Source organism: Pseudomonas sp. CAM1A, from assembly GCF_047501685.1.
Taxonomy (GTDB): Bacteria; Pseudomonadota; Gammaproteobacteria; order Pseudomonadales; family Pseudomonadaceae; genus Aquipseudomonas.
Genome location: NZ_JBFNXP010000003.1, coordinates 801701 through 824760, shown reverse-complemented (window position 1 = coordinate 824760; position 23060 = coordinate 801701). Strand labels below are relative to the sequence as shown.

Here is a 23060-nt window from a genome sequence, read left to right as displayed (position 1 = left end):
CATAACGAGGATCAATAAGAACCTGAACTCGCTCCTTAGTAATGCAGTCAATCATTTTCCACCTCGCCGCTCACCACTACAAACTCAACCCGATTTATTTTGCACATATTCCAAGAACCAATTCAGCTCTTTCTCGGTTGGAGCTCTCTTCTTGCCGCTGTTGTCAAGGGCGTCATCGTACCTGACAGGTCGCGTTTTGCCAGGTACATAAGGGTTCGGCTCCGTTTCTTTCACTCGCGTGCGAGTCATATCAAAGCTGGTGCCATCCGCAAACTCAATATGCACCCCGGGCTCCCCCCCTTTGTCCCCCAGCCGAGTCTGGTTACTGGTAGTTCGTATAGTAGCTTTGGAGATTTCCTTATCTCCAAAGATGCTGAGCATTATGCCTGGATTAAGCTGGTCTATCGGTGTGACATACCCTCCAACGCCCCCAACGCCGTCCAACTGCTGACCGCCAGTATGCGTGATAATTTCATGTTGCCCATTTCCATTGTAGCCATCACTGACCGGATGCTTACCATCCCGCACGGCTGGATTTTCATATACCGTTTTGGTATCGAACGGGTTAATCGGGAAGCCTCCCCTGCCCTTGCCGTGAAGCCACAACCAAATGTCCACAGCCTGCTCGAAATCCTCAGTGGATTTCTCACGTAGTTCCCCCATGGCAGTCATGAAGGAAGCATTAGCTTTTTCCCACCCCTCCTGAGAGTTCGGCGCAGCCAGGTAAACCGATGAAGCCGCCGCCAACGCCACCAGCACTTCCGCCGTAGCGACTGCACCAGCATTGAAGTTCTGTCGAAGCGGATTCCCCCGGCTCAAACCAAGCAGTTTGAGCATGACCATCTGGGCCGCCTCTGGTGAGTCGGCAGACAACCGGTTGACCAACAGCTTGACCTGTTCCGCTTCAGGGCTCTCGTGTCCTCCTGTGACCTTTGTCATCAGGGCGGCGATACCTGCCTCGCGTGTTGCGGAGTCAAAGCTATCTAACCGGGTGAGACTCTTCGCGAACGCCAAAGCGTTCTGGCGATCTTCCTCATTGCTGGCGAGACGATCCACGACCGCGCGTGGCGACTCTCCTGTAGCCAACGCGGTCATCGACACTACCATGTCAAACAACTGGCTCGCGGTAGTAAAGGAACTTACCCCGTAATTACTGAGATCAACCTGCCATTTAGCCAAGGTCTCCTTAGGATGCAGCACATCGTTAACAGAGGTGTCCGACACATACAGATCGGTACGTGATTCCCTGTCCCGGGTGATTTCGTAGGCTTTGCTCAAATCCCTGTTCAGGCCAGATTTGGAGTCCTTGCCGTACTCAGCATCCTGGCGCACGTTAATCTCGCCGGCCCCCACCGTGGCACGGACAATCTGCTCACGGTCCTTTTCATATTCCCAGCCACTGAGGTTGCCGTGGGTTTCGGACTTGCCGCCGCTTGGCTGCGACCAACTGCCGCCAACGTTGAGGTAATAACCGTGCTCCTTGTCCTTGCCGGCGATATCGCTGTAGCCCAGCGTGCCGGTGTCGAGCTTGAGGTTGCCGTTGTCGGCGGCGATCAACGCGCCATCGAGCTGGGTGTGGTGTTCGGTGCGAATGTCGACCTTGCTCCCACCGGTGATGCGTGTCTGCTCCTGGACCCAGTTGGTCTTGCCGGTCGTCTGCCCGTAGCCCACCGAACCGCTGACACTGGCGCCGACGCCTACGGAGACCGTTGCACTCAGGTCGAACTCCTTGCCCTCGACCTTGCCGGTATCCGCTACGGAAGCAACCTTGAGATCGCCTCCCACACGGCCGATCACCTCATCGCCACGCAATTGCGCTCCGGCGATGGTGGTGTCCTTGCCACTGCTGAACTTCAGCTGGTCCCCGGCATACAGGTAGGCCTGTTGCTGCTGCTCGGCTTCGCGCTTCAGGTCGCCCTTGCCGATATCGACGCTGGCGTAGAAACCGACCTTGCCTTCGCCAAACGCCAACCCTGCCTCGCCACCACCGTTATGACGAGTGTTTTGGCTGTTGCTGTCGTTCTGCGCCGAGCGGATGTTGACGTCGTTGGCAGCAGCAACATCAATGTCGCGTCCGGCACGGACCTGCCCGCCGATGATGTTCACGTCATGGCTGGCATCGAGCTTGACATCACGACCAGCGTTGAGTTGGCTCGCTGACGAAGTACCCTGCATGCTGTCCTGATCAGCGACGCCATAACTGCCGCCCGCTCCCAACTTGATCCCGCCAGTGGTCCCGCCATGGATCCCCCCCCAGCTCTTGGTCTGCTGGTTTTCCTGGCTGAAGCTGCCCTTGGCTACATCAAGGTTGATGTCCCGACCGCTGATGCTGATGTCCCGCCCCGCCTGCAACTGCCCGCCCTTGATGGTGACATCGTTGCCGGCCTTGACGTTGACGTCGTGCCCGGCATCCAGGGTGGAACCACGCTGACTTTCCTCGACCACCCGCTCGCGGCTGCCTTGCTTGGTGGTACCCAGTTTCACATCGGCGGTAGGCCCGGCGAAGAACTGACTGACAGCGTCGACCGCGCGCAAGGTGCTGGAAGTCTGGCTGACACCGTTCTCACCTTTGCCAGCGCCTTCGAGCGCGTCCTTGGTGTTGCCCAGGTTATGGTTGATCGTGACCCCAAGCCCTTGGCTCTTCTGCTCGCGCTCGTGTTCCACCAGCAAGCGCTCGCGGGCGGCATCGATGTTGATGTCGCGACCGGCTTCAAGATTGATGTCGTGCTTGGCCTTGAAGTCGGAACCAGTCTGGTTGATGTCACGTCCGGCGCGAACATCCAGGTCCTGGCCTGCCTGGATCTGACTGGCGGCGGCCAGTTGCTGCTCCAGGCGATCCTTGGCCTTCTGCTGCTCGCTGCCGAGGAACAGGCTGACGCCATTGTCATCGCCGGAGACGCCGAAACCTGTGCGTTTCTCGCTCGACCACTGGTGCTCGCTGTGCTCGTTCTGCGCAGCTGCCACGTTCACATCGCGCCCGGCGTTAAGGCTGACATTGCGCCCTGCCGCAATGCCACTGCCGGTCACATTGATATCGCGTTCGGCGGTGAGGCTGGCATCCTGCACGGCTGTCAACTGGCTGCCCACACTGGTACTGCTCTGCGCCTCTTGGCCGGCCTTCTTCGCCGAGCCCACGGAGATGAAGCCCCCTGACACCGAGAGCCCGGTCTTTTTCTTGTACTGCTCCGAGTGGCTGTAGGCGGTATCGTTGGCCGACACCAGGTTGATGTCACCCTCCTTGTCGATCAACCCCGCACGCAGCTCGACGTCCTTGCCGGCATTCGCCTCGCTGGCGCGCAGACGCACATCGCTGCCTGCGGCGATGACGATGTCGTTGCCGGCATCGAGCTCGCTGCCGACCTGCGTGGCGCGGGTCTGCAACTGACTCTTGCCGCTCTTCGACAGACCCAGGAAGCCGGACTTGGTCTTCTTGCTGTACTCGCCGTGCTCCTCTACACCGGACAGCACCGCCACATCGCCGGTGGCACCGAGCATGACATCGCCGCCAGCCTTGAGCTGGCTACCGATCACCGAGACATCGCGGCCACCATCCAGGGCGATGCCGCCATCGTCCTTCTTGCTGACGTTGACGGTCAGGTCGCCACCAGCCTCGATCACCGAGGCGACGTTGGTGCTGTGGTAGCTCTCCTGCTGCTTGGAGCTGCCGCGCCCGAACGAGCCTTTGCTCTTCTTCAGGTAGTACGAAGCGCTTTCGTTCTGGTCGGAGGCAATGGTCAGGTCGCGCTCTGCGTCGATGTCGACATCGCCCTTGCCCTTGACCTGGCTGGCGACGATGGCCATGTCCTGGCCCGCGGACAACGACACATCGCCACCGGCCTTGAGCGTGGTCGAGACCTGGGTGACCTGGTCCTGGGACTGAGTGACCTTCTTGCTGCGGCTGAAACTGTGCGCTTTATTGGCGGCGGAGCTCAGGTTCAGGTCTTCTCCCGCAGCCAGGGTGAGGTTGCGGCCCGCGTCGATCTGGCTGGCCACGGCGGTGAGGTCACGGCCTGCGCCGACGCTCAGGTCGCGGCCGGCCTCAAGGCTGGCGCCATGTTGCTGCACTGTGCTGCTACGCTGTGATCCGGTATAGAACCCCTCACGCTGTTCGACCGCCAACAGGCTCACGTCGCGGCCGGCACTGAGCGACAGGTCCCCCTCGCTCTTGATCACGCTGCCGATGTTCTTGATGTCCTGGCTGGCCTTCAGGGTCAGGCCATTGGAGGCCTCGATACGCGCGGCATTGTCGAGATAGTCCCATTGATTGGTCACACCGCCATAGGACATCGCATGGCGCACTTGGTCGCGCTGGTTGATGATGTCGCCGCTGACTGCGGTCAGGCTTACATCGCGCCCGGTGATGATGCCGCCGGCGCTATTGCTCAGGTTGTTGCCGGCCAGCAGTTCCAGGCGTTCTCCCGCCTGGACCAGGCCGGTGTTGACCAGGTTGTTGCCGGCGGTGGCGGAGAGCTTGCGGCTGGCCTGCAGGATCCCGACGTTGGTCAGGTTCTCGCCGGCGATCAATTGCACGTCCTGGCCGGCGATCAACGCCCCGTTGGGCGCCAGGCGGTTGTTGGCCTGGGCTAGGTAAAGCACCGGAACCAGGACTTCCTCACCGTTGACCTGGTGTTTTTCCATCCACACGATGTCATGGGTCAGCGCCGCTACCTGGGAGGCCGTCAGACCCACGCCCAGGCTGAGCTGGAGCTGGTCCTTGCTGCGAATGGCGTTGTCCATCAGGTACTTGAACAGTTGCTCACCGGAGGTCTGGCCATCGATGAACTGCTGGCCGGTGCGGGCCACCACCGCTTGCTGAATCAGGCGCTGTTCGTAAAGACCATCACCCAGGCGCTTCCAGCTCTGGTCCGGGTCGTAGCCCAAATTGCCGAGCAGGTAGTCGGAACTCATGAACTGCTTGAGCTCGGTGAGGACCGGGTTGGTCTCGATCAGATACTTGTGCGGCTTGCTGACGTACTGATTGCCTACCGTCGGAGTCAGACCGGGAACTCGCGGCATGCCGCTGATACCCAAGTTGCTGGTAACGCTCAGCGCTTGCCCTGTGGCGCCGAGGGAACGTTGAGGCACCTGGACATCCACGGATCCACCAGCCGGTGCGAGAACAGCAATGCTGCTGGCTTGCCCGGCCAAGGTGCTGGCTTGATGGCCGACACGCTCGATCTGGGAATCGAAAATCCTTGTGGATACCGCATCGCCGGCTTGCAACGTTCCTGTCCCGACCACAGGCGTCAGCGCTTCACGCTCTCTTGTGGAAATCGCGGACGTCGCAAACGTCCAGCTTGGGGAGGAAGCCATTGCCGAGTTGCCGCTCACCCCGCTCAGTCGGAACATTCCATTCTGTCCGGTAGGTAACGTAAAGCTGCCTAACGTCAACGGATTGACCTGCTGGCGAGCGAGATCGGGAGGCAACTGCGCATGCAGCGAAACCAGGGCAGTGCCCGTGGCGCCAGGCAGCGCCGGATCGAAAGGCTTGGCCACCGGGCTACCGATGGCCTGGCTCTGTTGGATGACGCTGTTGGTCAGGTTCTGCGTGGCATTGATCTGCACGCGGCCACCCGCTTGCACGACCGCGTTGATCACGCCAGCCTGCCCAGGCAAGGCAACGGTACGCGTATCAAAGAAGTTCTGTACCTGCGCCGGCAGCGCAACGCGAGTGCCGCCGGCACTGTAAGCCGGAGCAACGTTCAGAAAGCTCACGCCGTGTCGCCAGCCCCAGCTATTGATCCAACCCAGTTTGAAGCTCTCTTCGTAGGCTTGAGGCGAACCGGAAATTCTCGGGACGGCAACAGACTCATTCCATCCGGCATCCCAGTGCCTGAAGTTGGCCACGGGCCCGCGGGCCCATCGGGAATTCAGGGTGGTCATGGAATAGCCGGGATCATTCGCGGCGTTGTACTGGGCAGCCGCAGCGAGCCAGTCCCGCCCGCCAACGCTTACGTTGAACGATTTGAGCGTCTTGAACGAACCGAAGCTCGTCCCGACGTTGTTGAAGGTAGCGAAGTCAGCGATCAGATCACCGCGCGCCGACATGACCGAGTTTGAGTTGGTGAGCGTTTGCCCCTGCATTTGCAGATGCCCACCCGCTGCAATCATCGAGGCGGGCGTATCGATTTCGAGCTTGGTCTCATAAGACTCCTGCAGGACGTAGTGGCCTGAGGCACGTCCGGTGGAGCGCAGGCCGATCGCACCCGAGATCAAACGGTCGGTAGTCTTGATGAACTCCTTCCTGTTATTGATCGTCGCAGCGCGCAAGGACATGTCTGCGGCACTTTCCAGACTGCCGGAAATGTTTTCCAGCAGGGTAGCCCTGTTACCCGCGCCATCCCGCGCCACCGTCAGCCCAGCCAGGCTGTAAACGTCGCCGTAGAAGTTGGTCAGGCTGTCGGTATACAGCTGCATGTCTGCACCGCTGAACAGCAGCCCATGGTCATTGCGCAGGCTGCCGGTGGTCACCCGCACCAACTGGTTGCCACCCAAAGTCCCCAGGTTGTTCACGCTGCCAGCGTTGACCAGCAGATCGCCCGCCGAACTCAGCCGCCCCTGGTTGGTCAGCAGGCCCGCCACATTGAACGTGGTGTTACCTACGCCCGTGATGCTGGCGTTGCTGCCCAGGTTCATCTGCGCTGCGCTCACCCCAAGGGTACCCAGGCTGTTCACCCGCCCATTGGCGCTGCTGTAGGTTCCCCCCAGGTTGAGGCTGAGCGCGCCGTCACTGGCGATCAGGCCTTCGTTGCTCCAGTTGCCGCCGTTGCCCACCAGGCTGTCGAATGCCAGCAACTGCCCGCCAGCGGTCTGGGCGAGGTTGTTGACGTTGACCGTCAGGCGCCCGGCCTGGATCACGCTGCCGTTGGTCCAGCTGTCGGCAGTCAGGGTCAGGCCGCCGCGGGTAATCAGGTTGCCACCGGCGCGGGTCAGGTTGAACGTGTCGATGTCGAACACGCCCTTGCCCGCATGCAGCACCTTGCCGCCGACGTTCTGCAGCAGGCCCGCGCCGAGAGTCAGGTCACTGTTGCCGATCTCCACCTGGCCATTGCGGTTGTCGAACAGCCCGCCAATGGCGAACTGACTCTTGCCACTGGTGCCCACGGCACGCAGTTGGCCCGCCTGGTTGTCCAGGCTGTCGGCCGTGATGGCGAGGGTACTGGCGCTTTCGATGATGCCGGAGCGGTTGTCTAACGCGTCGGTCAGTCCGATGTCGATACGCTGGCCGACCATCTCACCGCGCACGTCGCCACCGTTGAGCAGGCTGGTCCCGGTGACCTTGAGCAGGCCACTGGCGGAGATGCCGCCATCGCGATTGTCCAGTTGCCCGGTGCGGATCAGCGCGTCACCGCCCAGCGCGGCGATGCGTCCGCCGTGGTTGTCGAAGCTGGCGCTCTGCACGTCCAGGCTCAAGGCCTGGAGAATGCCGCGCTGGCCATTGGCGTCGCTGCCGTTGCGCAGCACGCCGGTGGTGTGCACCGTCAGCGCCTGCTTGAGGCTGGCAAGTATGCCGCCACGGTTGTCGAGGGTGTCGGCGGTCACGGTCAACGCGCCGTCCTGGGCGATCAGCTTGCCGCCCTGGTTGTCGAGCACGCCGGTTGCCTGCACGCTGATCGCGCCCTTGGCCTGCACGGTGCCCTTGGTGTTGTTCAGGCTGGCCGCCTGCAGGCCTACGTCAGCCTGCAGGCTGTAGATCAGGCCATCGCCCGTATTGCTGAGCGCCCCGCTGCTGTTGAGCACGAGCGCGCCAGTGGCGGCCAAGGTGCCACGCTGGCTGTTGTCGACGCTGGCGGCCAGCACCTTGAGCAGGCCTTGACTGGCGATCTGGCCAGCCTGGTTGTCGACCAGGCCGGCGCGCTGGACCAGCAGGTCCTTGCCGGCGAACAGCGTGCCCTTGCGGTTGAGCAAATCGCCGAGCAGGTCGAGGGTCAGCGCGCCCTGGGCGGCGAGGCTGCCCTCGTTATTGTTCAGGCTCGCGGCGGTCAGGCCCAGGTCCTGGCGGGTGGCCACGCGGCCGCCGTGGTTGTCGAAGGAACCGCTGGTGATGACCAGTTTTTCCCCGGCATCGATCAGGCCGCCGTCATGGTTGTTCAGTGCCGCCGTGATGGTCAGCTGCTGGCCGCCGCCGCTGGAGAGGATGCCCTTGACGCTGTTGTCCAGGCTGGCGGCCTTGACGTCCAGGCGCTGCTGGGCGACCAGCGCGCCGCCGTCGCTGTTGCGCAGCGCGCCGGTCACGGTCGCCTGCACGGCGCCGGCGCGGCTCGACAGGGTGCCCTGCTGGCGGTTGTCCAGGCTTTGGCCGGTCACGGTCAGGCCCTGCCAGCCCGAGATCAGGCCGTTGCGGTTGTCGATGGCGCCGCTGGTGATGCCCAGCGTCTGCTCGCTGATCAGCTTGCCGTCACGGTTGTCCAGTTCGCTGACGTCCAGCTGCAGGGCCTGGGCGGTGGAAATCTCGCCGCCCTGGTTGTTCAGTTTGGCCAGGTTGACCAGGGTCAGTGGCCCGGCGGTGGTGATCAGGCCCGCACCGTTGTCCAGGTCGGCGCCGCCCAGGTCCAGCGCGAGGCTGCTGCCGAGCAGCTTGCCGGCGTGGTTGTCCAGGCCCTTGCTGGTAAGTGCGAGCGCGTCCTTGGCTTCGATGCGGCCGCCGTCGCGGTTGCTCAGCGCGCCGGCATGAATCTCCAGCGACTGGGCGCCGATCAGGCCCTTGAGGTTGTCCAGGCGCTGGCTGACCCGCAGCAGCAGGCGCTGGTCGCTGAGCAGGCGGCCGTTGCCGTTTTCCAGTTGCTCGGCAGCGACGGTGAAGGCCTGGGCGCTGGACATCTCGCCGCCCTGGTTGGCCACGGTCTTGAGGTTGTCCAGCTGCAGCGACGGCGCATTGATCAGGCCGCCACGGTTGTCCAGGTCGCCGTGGCCCAGGTCGAGCTTCACCGAGGTGTCGCTGAACAGCTTGCCGCCCTGCTGGTCGAGGCCGGTGACCGTCGCGGTGAGTGCTTCGCGGCTGCCCACGCGGCCGCCGTCGCGGTTATCGAGCTGACCGGCCTTGAGATCGAGGCTACGGTTGCTGCTGATGCTGCCCTGGCGGCTGTTGTCCAGGTGGCCGGTGCTGAGGGCCAGCGCGCCCTTGCTGGAAACAACGCCCTTGTCGGTGTTGTCCAGGCGGGCGCTGGCCAGGGTGATGTCGCTGTCGCTGAGCAGCTCGCCGCCCTGGTTGAGCAGCGCACCGCCCGTGGTCAGTTTCAGGTTGCCGGCGCTGTCCAGTTTGCCGGTGCTGTTGTCCAGGCTTAGCGCGGCCAGCACCAGCTGACCCTCGGCGCTGATCAGGCCGAGGCGGTTGAGGGCCGCGCCGGTCAAGGTCAGGGTCATGTCCCGCTGGCTGGTCAGGCGGCCACCGTCGTTGTCCAGGGTCAGGCCGGTCAGGGTCAGGCCGGTCTGGGCCTCGAGGCGCGCCTTGTTGCGGTTGAGCAGCGATTGCAACACCAGGGTCATGCCGGTGCCGGCGACCAGCAGGCCGCCGTCGCTGTTGTCCAGCGAGGTGCCGGTGACCGCGACGGCGGCCTTGCCGGTGATCTCGCCACCACGGTTGTCGATGCGCTCGACCTCCAGGGTCAGCGCGCCATTGCTACCGAGCAGCCCCGCCTCGCGGTTGTCCAGCTCACCGCCCTTGATCCGCAGTTGCTCGAGGCTGACCAGCGAACCGGCGTTGTTGAGCAAGGTATCGGCCTGGATCTCGCCCTGGCCTTTGCCGGAGACCTTGCCCTTGCTGTTGTCCAGCGTCACGGCCACAAGGTTGAGGGCGGTGTCGCCCACCAGGGTGCCCTGGCGGTTGTCCAGGCGACCGTCGACGGTCAGCACCAGGCCGGCGCGGCTGCTGACGGTGCCCTCGCGGTTGTCGAGGCTGGCGGCATGCAGGTCCAGGCCCTTGGCCGAGACCAGGCCTTTGGTGTTGTCCAGCGCCTGGGCGATGCGTACCGTCAAGGCCTGCTCGCTGAGCAGCTTGCCCTGGCGGTTATCCAGGGTATTGGCCGCCAGGGTGAAGCCTTGCGGGCTGGTGATTTCGCCGTTCTGGTTGTCGACGCTGCCGAGGTTGTTCAGTACCAGCACCGGGGCCTTGATCAGGCCGTGGTTGACCAGCGCGCCCTGGCCCAGGTCGAGGGTGATCGAGGCCTTGCTCAGCATCCGGCCGGCCTGCTGGTCGAAACCGCTGGCGGTCAGTTGCATGGCGCCATCGCTGTCGATGCGGCTGTCGCTGCCCGCGTTGTTGACCTGGCCGGCCTTGAGGGTCAGGCGGTCGTTGCCGACCACATGGCCGCTGTCGCGGTTGTCGAGGGTGCCGGTGGCGATGTCCATGGCCCCCTGGGCGCCGACCTCGCCGGCGCGGTTGTCGAGGCTGGCACTGCGCAGCTCGAGGGCGCCGTCGGCGGTGATCGAGCCACGCTGGTTGTCGACCTTGCCAGTGGTGGCCAGGGTCAGCTTGCCGGCGCTGCTCAGTTCGGCGTCGCTGTTGTCGAGGCTGGCGGCACCGATATCGAGGTCGCCCTCGCTGGTCAGCAGGCCCTTGCCGTTGTCCAGCGCCTGGCTCAGGCGCAGGCGTGCGCCCTGCTCGGCGGAAACACGCCCGTTGCGGTTGTCCAGGGTCTGGCCTTCGAGGGTCAGCTGGCCCTTGCCGCGCAGCAGGCCCTGGGCCTGGTTGATGACCTCGGTCACGGTAAGCGACAAGTCGGTATCGGCAAGGACCTGGCCGCCACTGTTGTCCAGGCGCTCACCAGTGAGGCTGAGCACCTTGGCCGCGGACAGTTCGCCGCCGCGGTTGTCGACGTTGCCCACGGTCAGGCGCATGCCCTGCCCGGCGCCGATCACGGCGCCCTGGCGGTTGACCAGCGAGTCGCCCTTGAGGGTCAGCGTGCCGTCGGCGGACAGCTTGCCGCCCAGTTGCTCCAGGCGCGTGACCTGGCCATCGAGATCGCCGCCGCTGGTCAGGCTGCCACCGCTGTTGTCCAGGTGCGCGGCGACCAAGTCGAGGTTGCCCTTGGCGCCAAGGATGCCGAGCTGGTTGAGCAGTTCGCTGCCGCTGTAGCGGGCCCCGGCCTGGCCGCTGACCAGGCCCTGGTCGCGGTTGTCGAGGTGGTCGATGGTCAGTGTCAGTGCGCCGTCGGCCTCGATCTTGCCACCGCGGTTGTCCCAGCGCTGGCCCTGCAGGGTCAGCAGGTCCTTGCCCACCAGGCGGCCACCGCGGTTATCCAGCTGCCCCACGTCGATATGGGTGGCGCCCACGCCGTTCACCAGGCCCTTGGCCTGGTTGTCCAGCAGCCCGCTGACCTTGGCGGTGAGCGTGCCGTCGCTGAGCAGCTTGCCTTGCTCGCGGTTGTCGAGGCTGGCGGCGTTCAATGTCAGCGCCTTGTCGGCAGCCAGCACGCCTTGGCGATTGTCCACCGCCTGGGCGATGGCCAACTCCAGCGTCCCGCCAGTGACCGTACCCTCACGGTTGTCGAGGCTGTCTGCCGTTACCTGGCCGAGGCCAGTGCTGGAGATCTCGCCGTGGCGGTTGTCGATGGCTGCGCCCGTGACCAATGCCAGGCCCGACTTGCTGGTGACCACGCCGCCCTGGTTGTTCAGGGTCAGGGCCCGGATATCCAGGCCGTCGGCCGACACCAGGCCATCAAGGTTGTCGAGCAACTGGTCGAGGCGCACGGTCAGGGCCTGTTCGCTGTAGAACTTGCCGCCCGTGTTGTCGAGGCTGCGGCCCGCCAGGGTGAAGGCGCCCTTGCCGAAGATCTCGCCACGCTGGTTGTCGATATCGGCGATCTGGCGCAGGCGCAGCTGGTTGGCGGCGATCTTGCCGTCGCGATTGTCCAGCTGGCCATGGTTCAGGTCCAGGGTCAGCGCGGTGACGCTGCTCAGGTGACCGCCTTGCTGGTCGAGCCGGCCGACATTGACACTGACTGCCTGGTTGCCGCTGACATGGCCGCCCTGGCCGTTGTTCAGCGTTTGGGCGCTCAGGTCGAGGGTGGCCTGGCTGGCGATCCGACCGGTGCGGTTGTCCACCAGCCCCTGGCTGGTGACGGTGATGCCGCGGTTGGCCAGGACCTTGCCAGTGCGGTTGTCCAGGCTGCCGAGATTCAGGGCCAGGGTATCGAAGCTGGACAGTTCGCCGGCCTGGTTGTCCAGATGGGCCCAGGTGGCGTTCAGCGCGCCCTGGCTGGTGATCTGGCCACGGTCGCCGTTGAGCAACTGGCCACCGGTGAGAGTCATGCGCCCGTCGGCAAGGACCTTGCCCTGTTGGCGGTTGTCCAGGGTCGCGGCGTTGACGCTGAGGTCGCGCCCGGCACTGAGGCTGCCGCCCTGGTTATTCAGGTGGGTGCCGGTGGAGACGGTCAGGTCGCCGCTGGCAATCAGGCGTTGGTTGCGGTTGTCCACGGCACCGGCGCTGATCTTCAGGTCGGCGCCGGCCACGCGCTCGCCATCGATGTCGATACCCGCCTGGATACCGCCAAGGTTGCTCAGTTGGCCAGCCGCGTCTAGTTGTACCGAACCTGCAGCGGTCAGCCCCTGCCGGTTGACCAGCTCGCCGCGGCTGTCCAGCTGCAGTTGCTGGCCGGCATGCACCGGGCCCTGCGCATCAATACCAGCTGCCTGAATCCGCACATTGCCGTCCGCGCTGGCCTGGGCCATGCGCAACTGGCCGTTGGCCTCCAGCTGGATATCGCCGCCGCTGGCGATCATCCGCCCGTCCAGGCGCACGCCGACCCCGGCCTCGGTGCCCACCAGCCTGACCGCGCCGGCATACATGCCGCCCAGCGCGCTGGAGTCGATCGCCAGGCTCGGCTTGGCGCTGCCGTCATCAGCACGCGCGGTGGCCGCCAGGGTACGCGCATCGACGTCGTTGCGCCCGGCGACGATGGCCAGGTTACGCGCCTGGATCTCGGCGTTGATTTTCGTGCTGCGGGCAATCAGCTCAAAGCTGTCGACGTTGCTGGCGTTGACCCCCGCCCCTTCGATGGCGATGTGGCCCTGGTCGACCTGGTAACGGCTCAGCTGGCCGTTCTCGATTACCGGCTTGCCGGTGCTGAGCGTGGCCTGTGGCGTGTTGATGAAGCCGCAGCCATCGCAGGTGATGCCGTGGGGGTTGGCAACGATGACATGCGCCCCACGCCCGGCCACTTCGGTATAGCCACGCAGCTGGCTGGCGTTGGCGCCGTTGACCTCGTTGAGGATGACGCTGGCCGCGGTGCCCTGCAGGTTGGGGTTGCCGAAGATGATGCCGCCCAGCTGGGTGGCCTGGGTACGGTCGGTGGCGTTGTTGAGGATCAGCCCTTGGTGGCCGACGTTGTAGTCGCTGAACTGGTTGTGCGACAGGCCACTGCCGTTGGGCGCGGCGATATTGACGATGGGCACGCCGTTGCCCGCCTGGCCGAGGCTGGTGCCCGGCCCGCTGACCACCACGCCTTCGGCGGCCTGTGCCCACAGCGGCTGCCAGAACATGGCGTTGGCCAGCAGCAGCGCCAGGCCGCGCTTGGGCAGGCCGCAGAACTGCTCGCGCGGCTGAATTACGGCCGAGCGTTGGCGGGCCAGGAAGGCAAACAGGCGGACGTCCATGTCAGGTCTCATGAGTCAAGCGGCCAGGGGATCATGCTTGCCAGCAGACCGGCACGCATAAAAAAAAAAGAGTGAACGATATTATTTAGCCACCATATGGGCGTCAAATTAATATCGTCAAAAAAACATGTCGATAAAGCGACACCGGTTCCGCCAGTCGCCCGCGCTGAACTTCCGGCCAGCCAGCGATCTCCACCGCAGGAATCGACTGACAAGGGAACCAAAGGATGAAACCGCTACCCTGCATCCTCTGCGCGACAGCCCTGCTCTGCGCGCAGTCCATCTGGGCCTGCACACCGGAAGAGGCCACGCAGAAAAGAGAGCAACTGGCAGGCTTGGTGAGCCAGCTGACCGAGCAGAACGCTCAAAAGGCCAAGGAGATCAATGAGGAGCTCCAGCACATGGACCTCGGCACCGCCAGCAAGGACTTGCCGGACAAATGCCAGTTGATCGACAAGCGCATCCAGGAGCTGAAAGAAGCGGAAAGGAAAACCTGACGACGCCTGGATCAGCGCCGCTGCTGGGCCTGCATGTACTGACGAAGCAACTGGTTGATGCGGGTCTGGTAGCCGGCGCCCTGCTCCTTGAACCAGGCCAGTACGTCGGCATCCAGGCGGATGGTCACCGTCTGCTTGGCCGGCACCCGCAGCTCGGCGCGGCGAAAGAAGTCATCATCGAGCTCGGGGATGTCCGAGGTATCGACCGGGGCTTGGTCTTGCTCACAGCTTCTGGACGGTTTCGACATAGCGCGTTACCTCACGTCGAGTGGCTCTTCTGGCGGAAATGATGCGGATCACATCACCCTGCCGTTCGGTGTAGGCGACCACGCTGACCCAGGCATTGATCCAGCCCATGCCGATCCAGCGTGCCTCAGGGTACTCGAATCGCTCATCCCGCAGCGCCAGCATCGGCTGGCGAAACATCTCGGGCACATCGTTGAAGTCGATACCGTGCTTGCGGATGTTGAGCTGGTTCTTTTCCTCGTCCCATTCAAATCGCACGGGACAATCGTATTTACAGCTGTACATACGCTACTCCTCCTTGACTGCACATGCCAGAGGAGTGTGGCGGGCGAGCGACAAAATGCCCGGGCTGGAATACGGTTTGGGAAATGGGCTACGCGCCCCGGGGAAAGAAGTGAAGCAACCCGCCACCGTTGCAGTGGCGGGCTCGTTGCCGGAGGCGATTACTCAGCCGACGGCTTGCGCTTTTTCAGCGGTGCCAGGCCGTCGGCGCTGGCCAGAGGAGCATTGGCCTTCGGCTTGGCGGTAGGCTTTTTCTTGACGGCGCCCTTCTTGTCGGCGCCCGCCTTCTTCTCGGTCTTTTTCTTCTTGGTGCCAGCAGCCTTGCCCGACGCCTTGACCTTCTTCGGACCGTTGTAGGTACCCTTGACCTCCTTGATGACGCGGCGCTCGAACTGCTGCTTGAGGTAGCGTTCGATGCTCGACATCAGGTTCCAGTCGTTGTGGGTGATCAGCGAGATCGCCAGGCCTTCGCCGCCGGCGCGGCCGGTGCGACCGATACGGTGCACGTACTCGTCGCCGCTGCGTGGCATGTCGAAGTTGATCACCAGGTCGAGGCCGTCGATATCCAGGCCGCGGGCCGCAACGTCAGTGGCCACCAGCACCTTGGAGCCGCCATCCTTGAAGCGGTCGATGGCCAGCTTGCGGTCCTTCTGGTCCTTCTCGCCGTGCAGGACGAACGCCTTGACCTCCTTGGCCACCAGGTGGCCGTAGATACGGTCGGCCAGGGCGCGGGTGTTGGTGAAGATGATTGCCTTCTTGTAGGTCTCGTTGGCCAGCAGCCACTGCACGATCTGCTCTTTATGCTGGTCGTGGTCAGCGGTGATGATCTGCTGGCGGGTGCCTTCGGCGAGCTGCGAGACGCTGTTGAGCATCAGGTGCTCAGGGTCTTTGAGCACCTTGCCGATGATGTCGCGCAATGCCGCGCCACCGGTGGTGGCCGAGAACAGCAGGGTCTGCTTGCGGTTTTCGCACTCTTTGCACAGGCGCTCCATGTCTTCGGCGAAGCCCATGTCGAGCATGCGGTCGGCTTCGTCGAGGATCAGCACGTCAACGTGGGACAGGTCGAGGTTGCCGGCATTGAGCTGCTCGAGCAGGCGGCCTGGGGTGCCGATCAGCACGTCCGGCACCTTGCGCAGCATCGCCGCCTGCTCCTTGAAGTCTTCACCGCCGGTGACCAGGCCGGACTTGATGTAGGTGAACTGCGAGAACAGCTGTACCTGCTTGAGGGTCTGCTGGGCCAGTTCGCGGGTCGGCAGCAGGATCAACGCACGGATTTCCACGCTCGGGCCGCTGCGGTCGACCAGGCGGTTGAGCAATGGCAGCACGAAGGCGGCGGTCTTGCCGCTGCCGGTCTGCGCCGTCACCCGCAGGTCACGCCCTTGCAGGGCCAGGGGAATGGCCGCCGCCTGCACCGGGGTCGGCTCGACAAATTTCAGCTCGGCCACGGCTTTGAGCAGGCGTTCGTGCAGGGCGAATTGGGAAAACACGGGGTAACCTCGGGCAAGTGCGAAAAATTCAGTTGCATAGGGTAACGTTTTCCGTGACCAGAACCGAATTTCTTTTGGCAACTTTGCGCCGATCCACGCTCTAATAACGCTTCGTACCGCAACACAGACCGCTTTCACGCCCATGGACATCCAACGCTTCTGGCGCGACGCCCTCGACCTCTGGGGCACGCTCGACCAACACCCGCTGCTGCACGCCGCCCTCGGCCTGGCCGTGCTGCTGCTTGTCTCGCTGCTGATCGGCCGCCTGGCCCGCTTCCTGGTGCTGCACTCCAGCCGCCTGCTGGGGCGTCAGCAGGCGCTCAGGTGGCTTGACGACCTGCGCCACAACAAGGTGCTTCACCGTCTGGCCCAGACCACACCGTCGCTGGTGGTGCAGTTCGGCCTGAAGCTGGTGCCGGAGCTGTCGGCCGCCGCCCAGCATTTCCTCGGCAATGTCGCCCTGGCCGTGACGCTGCTGTTCATGACCCGCGCCCTGTCCTGCCTGCTCGATGCGCTGCTGGACATCTACGCCCGCACCGAACATGCCCGCACCCGCTCGATCAAGGGCTACATGCAGCTGGCCAAGATGATGCTGTGGATCTTTGCCGCCATCGTCATCGTCGCCACCCTGATCGATCGCTCGCCACTGTTGCTGCTGTCGGGTCTGGGCGCCATGTCGGCGGTGCTGCTGTTGGTGTACAAGGACACCCTGCTGTCGTTCGTCGCCAGCGTACAACTGACCAGCAACGACATGCTGCATGTCGGCGACTGGATCGAGATGCCCCAGGCCGGCGCCGACGGCGACGTGGTCGATATAACCCTGCACACGGTCAAGGTGCAGAACTTCGACAAGACCATTGTCTCCATCCCTACCTGGCGCCTGATGAGCGAGTCATTCCGCAACTACCGCGGCATGCAGCAATCCGGCGGGCGGCGGATCAAGCGCAGTTTGTTCATCGATGCCGCGGGCGTACGTTTCCTGACTCAGGAAGAAGAACAGCGCCTGGGCCAGGTGCGTCTGCTCGGCGACTACCTGGCCGGCAAGCGCCAGGAGCTGCGCGAATGGAACGAGGCCCAGGGCCACAACGCCGGGCTGTCGGCCAACCGCCGACAGTTGACCAATATCGGTACCTTCCGCGCCTTTGCCCTGGCGTACCTGAAGAGCCACCCCAACGTGCACCCGAACATGACCTGCATGGTTCGCCAGATGCAGACCACCGCTGAAGGCGTGCCGCTGGAGATCTACTGCTTCACCACTACTACGGTGTGGGCCGAATACGAGCGCATCCAGGGCGATATCTTCGACTACCTGCTGGCGGTGCTGCCGGAGTTCGGCCTGAGCCTGTACCAGCAGCCGAGTGGCAATGACATGCGCGCCGGGCTGGCGGCCAGGCCGCCTTTGGTGACCTCGATGCGGGAATTCGACAAAGCCTGATCTTGGCTGGACGTGGGAGCGGGCGTGCCCCGCGAAAAGGCTGACACGGCCATCGCGGGGCAAGCCCGCTCCCACGGATCGCTGACGAACGGAAAGTTTTTTCAGCTGTGCCCAATGGCCTTGTGTTCTCACAAAACATAGAGAAACAATTAGTTACAAGTATTTCAGAATTATTAAACGCCAGCCTTCGAGAAATACGAATACCCGCCTCTCCCCGCTTCTCCTAACCTGCAGCGAACAGGTCGCCCCCAATGACAGGCGGCACGGTATCGGCCAAAGGACTGCGAGCAAGCGATGCGTCAGGACATCTCCCTGGAAAAACCACTCGACGAACCGGACCGCAGCGACCCGGCCAACCGCCGCAAGGCACTGGCCGCCGGCAGCCTCGCCCATGGTGTGCACGATGGCCTGACCGATGTTATCTATGTGCTGCTGCCTATCTGGCAGGCCGCCTTCGGCCTGAGCTATGCCCAGGTCGGTCTGCTGCGCGGCGCCTACGCAGGGATGATGGCCGGCTTCCAGTTGCTGGCCAGCCGCGGCGCGCGCAAATGGGGCCGTGAAACCCTGCTTGTCAGGGGCACGGCCCTAGCGGGCTTCGCCTACCTGCTGGCGGCCCAGGCCACAGATATCAATCTGCTGCTATTGGCCCTGATGATCGGTGGCCTCGGCGCCAGCACCCAGCACCCGCTGGCTTCGGCGCTGGTGTCCGACGCCTACGAGGGCAGCGGGCGGGTCAAGCAGGCGCTGGCCCAGTACAACTTCGCCGGGGACATCGGCAAGGCGGTCATCCCCGGCCTGACCGGGCTGGTGCTGGTCTACATCTCCTGGCAGACCAACGCGACCCTGCTCGGCGTGCTCGGCATCGCCGCCGCCTTCGCCTTGTGGTGGCTGATGCCGAAGAACCAGGCCCACGAAAGCGCCAGCAAGAAGACCAAGGTGGCCGACGCGACCGGCACGCCAGCTGGCCTGATGGCGCTGATCGCCACCGGCAGCATCGACAGCGGCGTGCGCATGGGCTTTTTGACCTTCCTGCCGTTCCTGCTGCAGAGCAAGGGCGCCAGCACCGAGCACATCGGTCTGGCCCTGGCCCTGCTGTTCATCGGCGGCGCCTTCGGCAAGCTGTTCTGCGGCTACCTCGGCGCGCGCCTGGGGCCGGTGCGCACGGTGATCTGCACGGAAGTGCTGACCGCGCTGCTGATCTTGCTGGCACTGGTATTGCCCTATGGCGCCCTGATGCTGGTGATGCCGTTGATCGGCGTGGCACTCAACGGCACCTCGTCGGTACTTGGCGGCCTGGTTCCGGATTTCGCCCCACGGGACCGACGCGACCGAATATTCGCCTGGTTCTACACCGGCACCGTAGGGGGCGGCGCCATCGCCCCGGTGCTGATCGGCGCGATATCCGACCAGGCCGGCGTCACCGAAGGCCTGGTGGTGCTGGCCTGCGTGCTGCTGCTGACCTTGCCGCTGTGCCTGGTGATCTACAACGGCATGAAGGGACTGCCGCGCCGCTGATCCGCAACATCGGTCCAGATCAAGAACCAACAAGGACGTGAACCATGAGCAACGGACTGTCGCAACGATCCGCGCGTATCAGCGCGCCCGGCACCTCGAGCATGCGCAGCAAGGCCAACGCCCTGCGTGATGCCGGCATCAAGGTGATCAACTTCGCCGCCGGCGAGCTGTCCAGCGACGCCGCTCCAGACATGCGTCATGGCGCCATCGCGGCGGTCCACGAACAGTGGAACCGCTACACCCCGCCATTGGGCAATCCGCGGCTGCGCCAGGCCCTGGCCAGCAGCGTCAGCCAACGCCTGGGCGTCGACTACGGCGCCGATGAGATCGCGGTGTCCAGCGGTGCCAAGCAAGCGCTGTTCAACAGCGCGATGGTGCTGCTCGATCCGGGCGACGAAGTGATCATCCCGCGTCCCTACTGGGAAACCTTTCCCACCCAGGTCGAACTGGCCGGCGCCCGTCCGGTGTTCGTCGATACCAAAGGCGACAACCACAGCCTGCGCGGCGCGGCGGTCAAGGCCGCCGTGTCGCCGCGCAGCAAAGCGATCATCATCAACACTCCCAATAACCCCACCGGGGTGGTCTATGACCCGCGGGAACTGCTCGCCATCGGTAAGCTGGCCCTGGAACACAAGCTCTGGGTGATCTTCGACGAGTGCTACCGCAGCCTGCTGCGCAATGGCCAGCAACACCACAACCTGGTCGCGCTGCTGCCCGAGCTCAAGGCCTCGACCATCATCATCGACTCGTTCTCCAAGAGCCAGGCGGTCACTGGCTGGCGCCTTGGATATGCCTGTGCGCCGAAGGCGGTGGTCACGGCCATGCACAACTTGCAGGCCCACACCACCTCCAATCCCAGCAGCCTGGCTCAGTACGCGGCGCTCAACGCACTGGATGGCGACGGCGCGCGGCAGTTCGGTGCCGAGGTCAATGCCCAGCTCGATCGGCAGCTGGCTATCGCCACGGCGCTGCTTGGCAAGCTTGAGGGCATCCGCTTTTCGCCACCGCAGGGGGCGTTCTACCTCTACCTGAATATCACCCGCCTGCTCGGCAAGCGCTACCAGGGCGAGGCGATCCGCGACGCCAGCCACCTCTGCGAGCTGTTGCTGACCGAGGCGCGCATCGCCCTGGTGCCAGGCTGCAGCAATGGCGACCCGGGCGCCGTGCGGTTGTCCTACTCGGTAAGCCCGCAGGACCTCGAGGAGGGCTTGGGCCGCTTCACCGACTTTATCGCAACGCTTGCCTGACCCCGGACTTTCCACCACCCGCGAGAACATGACATGAAGAAAACGGATTTCATGCTGTCATTCGTCGACCAGGCCCTGACCGATGTGCAGGACAAACGGCTGGCCAGCGCCCTGAAAAAAGGCTTCGAGGTGCACGCCGACCTGCTGGAGGGTTACCTCGACACCTACCAGCGCATCACCGCCAAACCCTGGTCAAGGGAAAGCCTGTGCACCTTCTTCTGTGGCTGGCGTAGCCCGGACGGTGCCGCCCATGCGGTTTCAAGCATCATCGTACGCTTGCTGCAGGAGTCCGAGGCCATCGACGATCCCCAGGCCCGATTGCTGTTGCTGGACGCCGCCCGTCACTGCGGCGAGATCATCGTCGAGGACATCGGCCTGGGCGAGATGCACGGTCACCCGCACCACTCCAAGCTGTATGCGCGAATGGCCACCGCTATCTGCGGCTCGGAGGACTGGCGCCTACAGGACCGCCACCTGAACCCGGTGACCAAGGAATTCTCCGCCTGGGTGGGCAGCAAGCGGCCGCTCGCCCCACAACTGGTCGAGGCCATCGAGATGATGGCGATGACCGAGTTGTTCAACACCGGGGAGTACAACGTGATGACGCCCCTGTGGAAGAGCTGGCTCAAGGAGGCGCAAGGCAAGACGCCGGGCGAGGCGCATCGCATCGCCTCGTTCCTCAGCGTGCATTGCGGCGCGGTCGAGGCGCAGCATTTCTTCCATGCCACCAGCGCCCTCGAACTCTATTGCCGCGCCACCCGCCAGGCACTGGACCACGCGCGCATCGAGGCGCTGTCCTGCGAATACGTGAAAAGAGCCTGCGAGCACCTGAACAAGATGGAGTCGGTGCTCGCTGCCTGAAACACCTCACAACAGGGATGAGGCATATGAACGTGATCAAGCGTGACGCACGCATCGACCTGCGCCAGTTGTTCAGTGAAAAGACCTGCCTGCGGGTACTCGAGGCACACAGCCCGATCTCGGCCATGCTGGCCAAGAGCGTGCGCCTCGGCGCCGGCGACACCAGCCTGGGCTACGATGCCATCTGGTCCAGCTCGCTGACCGACTCGACCCAGCGTTGCCTGCCGGACATCGAGATCCTCTCACCCAGCGACCGCCTGGAACGGCTGAACGAAATCCTCGCGGTCTGCGACCTGCCGCTTATCTACGACGCCGACACCGGCGGCAAGATCGAGCATTTAGCCATCCATGTGCAGTGGCTGGCCCGCGCCGGGGTGTCGGCGATCGTCATCGAAGACAAATGCGGGCTGAAGAAGAACTCGTTACTGGGCCTGAGCGTGCATCAGGAACAGGAAACCGTGGAGCACTTCTGCGACAAGATCAGGGTCGGCACCCACCATCGCCTGGGTGGCTCGATGATGATCTTCGCCCGCTGCGAGAGCCTGATCCTGGAAAAAGGCCTGGACGACGCCCTCGCACGCTGTCGGGCCTACACCGAGGCCGGCGCCGACGGAATCATGATCCATAGCCGCAAGAGCACGGGCGAGGAGATCCTCGAATTCGCCCGCTGCTTCAAGCAGACCCACCCGCACATACCTCTGGTCTGCGTGCCGACCAGCTACCCGCAACTGACCTTCTCGTGCCTGGCCGATGCCGGTTTCAATGCGGTGATCTACGCCAACCACATGCTGCGCGGCGCCTACTCGGCCATGCGCCAGGTCGCCACCAGCATCCTCGAGCACGACCGGGCCTATGAGATCGAGCCGGCCTGCATGCCCATCGATGAAATCCTCAGCCTGGTGCCCGGCACACGATGACCACCCCATGGGGGCCGCAACGCGGCCCCTTTTCCTGGTTTGCTCAGGCGGCGCTCAGGTAGGAAACCAGTTCGGTGACATGCCGCGGCATGCGCTCGAAATGCCTGACCAGCATCATGTGCTGCTGGCGCGCCCAGGTTTCATCGAGGCGTCGGGCCACCAGGCCGCCCCCATCGAGATAAGGCTGCACCGCCACATCCGGCGCGATACCGATACCGACCCCTTCGGCAATCATCCGGCATAGCGACTCGGCGCCGGACACCTTGATCCTGAACAGGGCCGCTACGCCATCGATTTCGGCCTGCTGCTCGATCAGACGGCACAGTGCACTGTCGGTCGCCAACCCGACCTGCGGGTGGCGCAGCACATCGCCCAGGCGCAATGAGGCGCTGGCGGCCAATGCGTGATGCCTGGGCAGCACCGCCACATAGTTGAGCACCGGCAGGGCGATCGAGGCGCAACCCTCCACAGGCTCGCTGCCGACCACCACGCCCATGTCAACGGCCCCCTCGCGAATGCCGCGCACGATATCCCCGGCCGTGCGTTGCTGCAGGTCGATCGCGACATTGGCGTGATCGGCGAGGTAGCGTACCAGCCGGCGCTGGGTCGACTCGAATGCGCTGAAGCCTGCGACATACATACGCATGCTTGCTTCGTCAGCCTCCTCGCGGTGGTCGAATTCGGCCTTGAGCACTTCGAGCTGGCGCAGGATCTTGCGGGCATGGATCAACAACCGCTGACCTGCCAGGGTCAGCACCAGCCCTTTGTGCTGGCGATGAAAAAGCCCTTCGCCAAGCTCGGTTTCCATCGATTTGATGCGCATGCTGGCGGCCCCTGGCGAGAGGCATGCACGCTTGGCGCCCTGGGTCAGGCTGGGGGATTCGGCGATCTTGATGAACAGTTTCAGGTCGGTAAGGTCAAGGTTCACGGTCTCTTCCTTGTAGTGTCAGGCAAATCCATTGTCGGAACGGGCGATCTTG

Annotated in this window: 11 protein-coding genes; 6 read left to right on the top strand and 5 right to left on the bottom strand. The window is 63.9% G+C overall.

What is annotated here, in order from left to right; all coding sequences use genetic code 11:
- Nucleotides 1-84: 84 nt before the first annotated feature.
- The gene (locus ABZO33_RS12250; RefSeq protein WP_414536228.1) at nucleotides 85-13593 is read right to left on the bottom strand and encodes a hemagglutinin repeat-containing protein; all 13509 of its coding nucleotides are present in this window, start codon (nucleotides 13591-13593) and stop codon (nucleotides 85-87) included.
- 227 nt (nucleotides 13594-13820) lie between these two features.
- On the opposite strand from ABZO33_RS12250, the gene ABZO33_RS12245 reads away from it, so the two are divergent.
- Nucleotides 13821-14090 (top strand): hypothetical protein, encoded by a 270-nt coding sequence (locus ABZO33_RS12245; RefSeq protein ID WP_414536227.1) that lies wholly within the window; start codon nucleotides 13821-13823, stop codon nucleotides 14088-14090.
- A gap of 11 nt (nucleotides 14091-14101) precedes the next feature.
- Here ABZO33_RS12245 and ABZO33_RS12240 read toward each other — a convergent pair whose 3' ends face one another.
- From ABZO33_RS12240 to ABZO33_RS12230, 3 genes are all read right to left on the bottom strand, one after another.
- Nucleotides 14102-14338 (bottom strand): BrnA antitoxin family protein, encoded by a 237-nt coding sequence (locus tag ABZO33_RS12240; RefSeq protein WP_023631177.1) that lies wholly within the window; start codon nucleotides 14336-14338, stop codon nucleotides 14102-14104.
- Complete coding sequence (locus ABZO33_RS12235) at nucleotides 14313-14594, bottom strand: BrnT family toxin (protein WP_031315381.1); 282 nt, start codon at nucleotides 14592-14594, stop codon at nucleotides 14313-14315. Before ABZO33_RS12235 ends, ABZO33_RS12240 begins: the two co-directional genes overlap by 26 nt.
- Before the next feature lie 185 nt (nucleotides 14595-14779).
- Entirely contained in the window at nucleotides 14780-16105 is a 1326-nt protein-coding gene (locus ABZO33_RS12230) for a DEAD/DEAH box helicase (RefSeq protein ID WP_414536226.1), read from the bottom strand.
- Between the two features lie 142 nt (nucleotides 16106-16247).
- Between ABZO33_RS12230 and ABZO33_RS12225 the strand changes: the two genes are divergently transcribed.
- The 5 genes from ABZO33_RS12225 to aepX all read left to right on the top strand — a co-directional run bounded on the left by ABZO33_RS12225 (nucleotide 16248) and on the right by aepX (nucleotide 22080).
- Nucleotides 16248-17540, top strand: a complete 1293-nt coding sequence (locus tag ABZO33_RS12225) for a mechanosensitive ion channel family protein (RefSeq protein ID WP_414536225.1) — start codon at nucleotides 16248-16250, stop codon at nucleotides 17538-17540.
- A gap of 294 nt (nucleotides 17541-17834) precedes the next feature.
- Nucleotides 17835-19055, top strand: coding sequence for an MFS transporter (locus tag ABZO33_RS12220; RefSeq protein ID WP_414536224.1), 1221 nt, complete (start codon nucleotides 17835-17837; stop codon nucleotides 19053-19055).
- 44 nt (nucleotides 19056-19099) lie between these two features.
- A complete protein-coding gene (locus ABZO33_RS12215; protein ID WP_414536223.1) occupies nucleotides 19100-20302 on the top strand; it encodes a pyridoxal phosphate-dependent aminotransferase in 1203 nt (400 codons plus the stop codon).
- Nucleotides 20303-20335: 33 nt separating this feature from the next.
- Nucleotides 20336-21163, top strand: a complete 828-nt coding sequence (locus ABZO33_RS12210; protein WP_414536222.1) for a hypothetical protein — start codon at nucleotides 20336-20338, stop codon at nucleotides 21161-21163.
- Between the two features lie 26 nt (nucleotides 21164-21189).
- A complete protein-coding gene (aepX, locus tag ABZO33_RS12205) occupies nucleotides 21190-22080 on the top strand; it encodes a phosphoenolpyruvate mutase (RefSeq protein ID WP_414536221.1) in 891 nt (296 codons plus the stop codon).
- Nucleotides 22081-22123: 43 nt separating this feature from the next.
- Here aepX and ABZO33_RS12200 read toward each other — a convergent pair whose 3' ends face one another.
- Nucleotides 22124-23008 carry a LysR family transcriptional regulator gene (locus ABZO33_RS12200; RefSeq protein ID WP_414536220.1) on the bottom strand — a complete coding sequence of 295 codons (885 nt, stop codon included), beginning with the start codon at nucleotides 23006-23008 and terminating at the stop codon, nucleotides 22124-22126.
- Nucleotides 23009-23060: the final 52 nt, after the last annotated feature.

Excerpts from the sequence above, each read along its gene's own strand:
- ABZO33_RS12250 (WP_414536228.1), bottom strand. The coding sequence starts at position 13,593 with ATGGACGTCCGCCTGTTTGCCTTCCTGGCCCGCCAACGCTCGGCCGTA.
- ABZO33_RS12245 (WP_414536227.1), top strand. The coding sequence starts at position 13,821 with ATGAAACCGCTACCCTGCATCCTCTGCGCGACAGCCCTGCTCTGCGCG.
- ABZO33_RS12240 (WP_023631177.1), bottom strand. The coding sequence starts at position 14,338 with ATGTCGAAACCGTCCAGAAGCTGTGAGCAAGACCAAGCCCCGGTCGAT.
- ABZO33_RS12225 (WP_414536225.1), top strand. The coding sequence starts at position 16,248 with ATGGACATCCAACGCTTCTGGCGCGACGCCCTCGACCTCTGGGGCACG.
- ABZO33_RS12220 (WP_414536224.1), top strand. The coding sequence starts at position 17,835 with ATGCGTCAGGACATCTCCCTGGAAAAACCACTCGACGAACCGGACCGC.
- ABZO33_RS12215 (WP_414536223.1), top strand. The coding sequence starts at position 19,100 with ATGAGCAACGGACTGTCGCAACGATCCGCGCGTATCAGCGCGCCCGGC.
- ABZO33_RS12210 (WP_414536222.1), top strand. The coding sequence starts at position 20,336 with ATGAAGAAAACGGATTTCATGCTGTCATTCGTCGACCAGGCCCTGACC.
- aepX (WP_414536221.1), top strand. The coding sequence starts at position 21,190 with ATGAACGTGATCAAGCGTGACGCACGCATCGACCTGCGCCAGTTGTTC.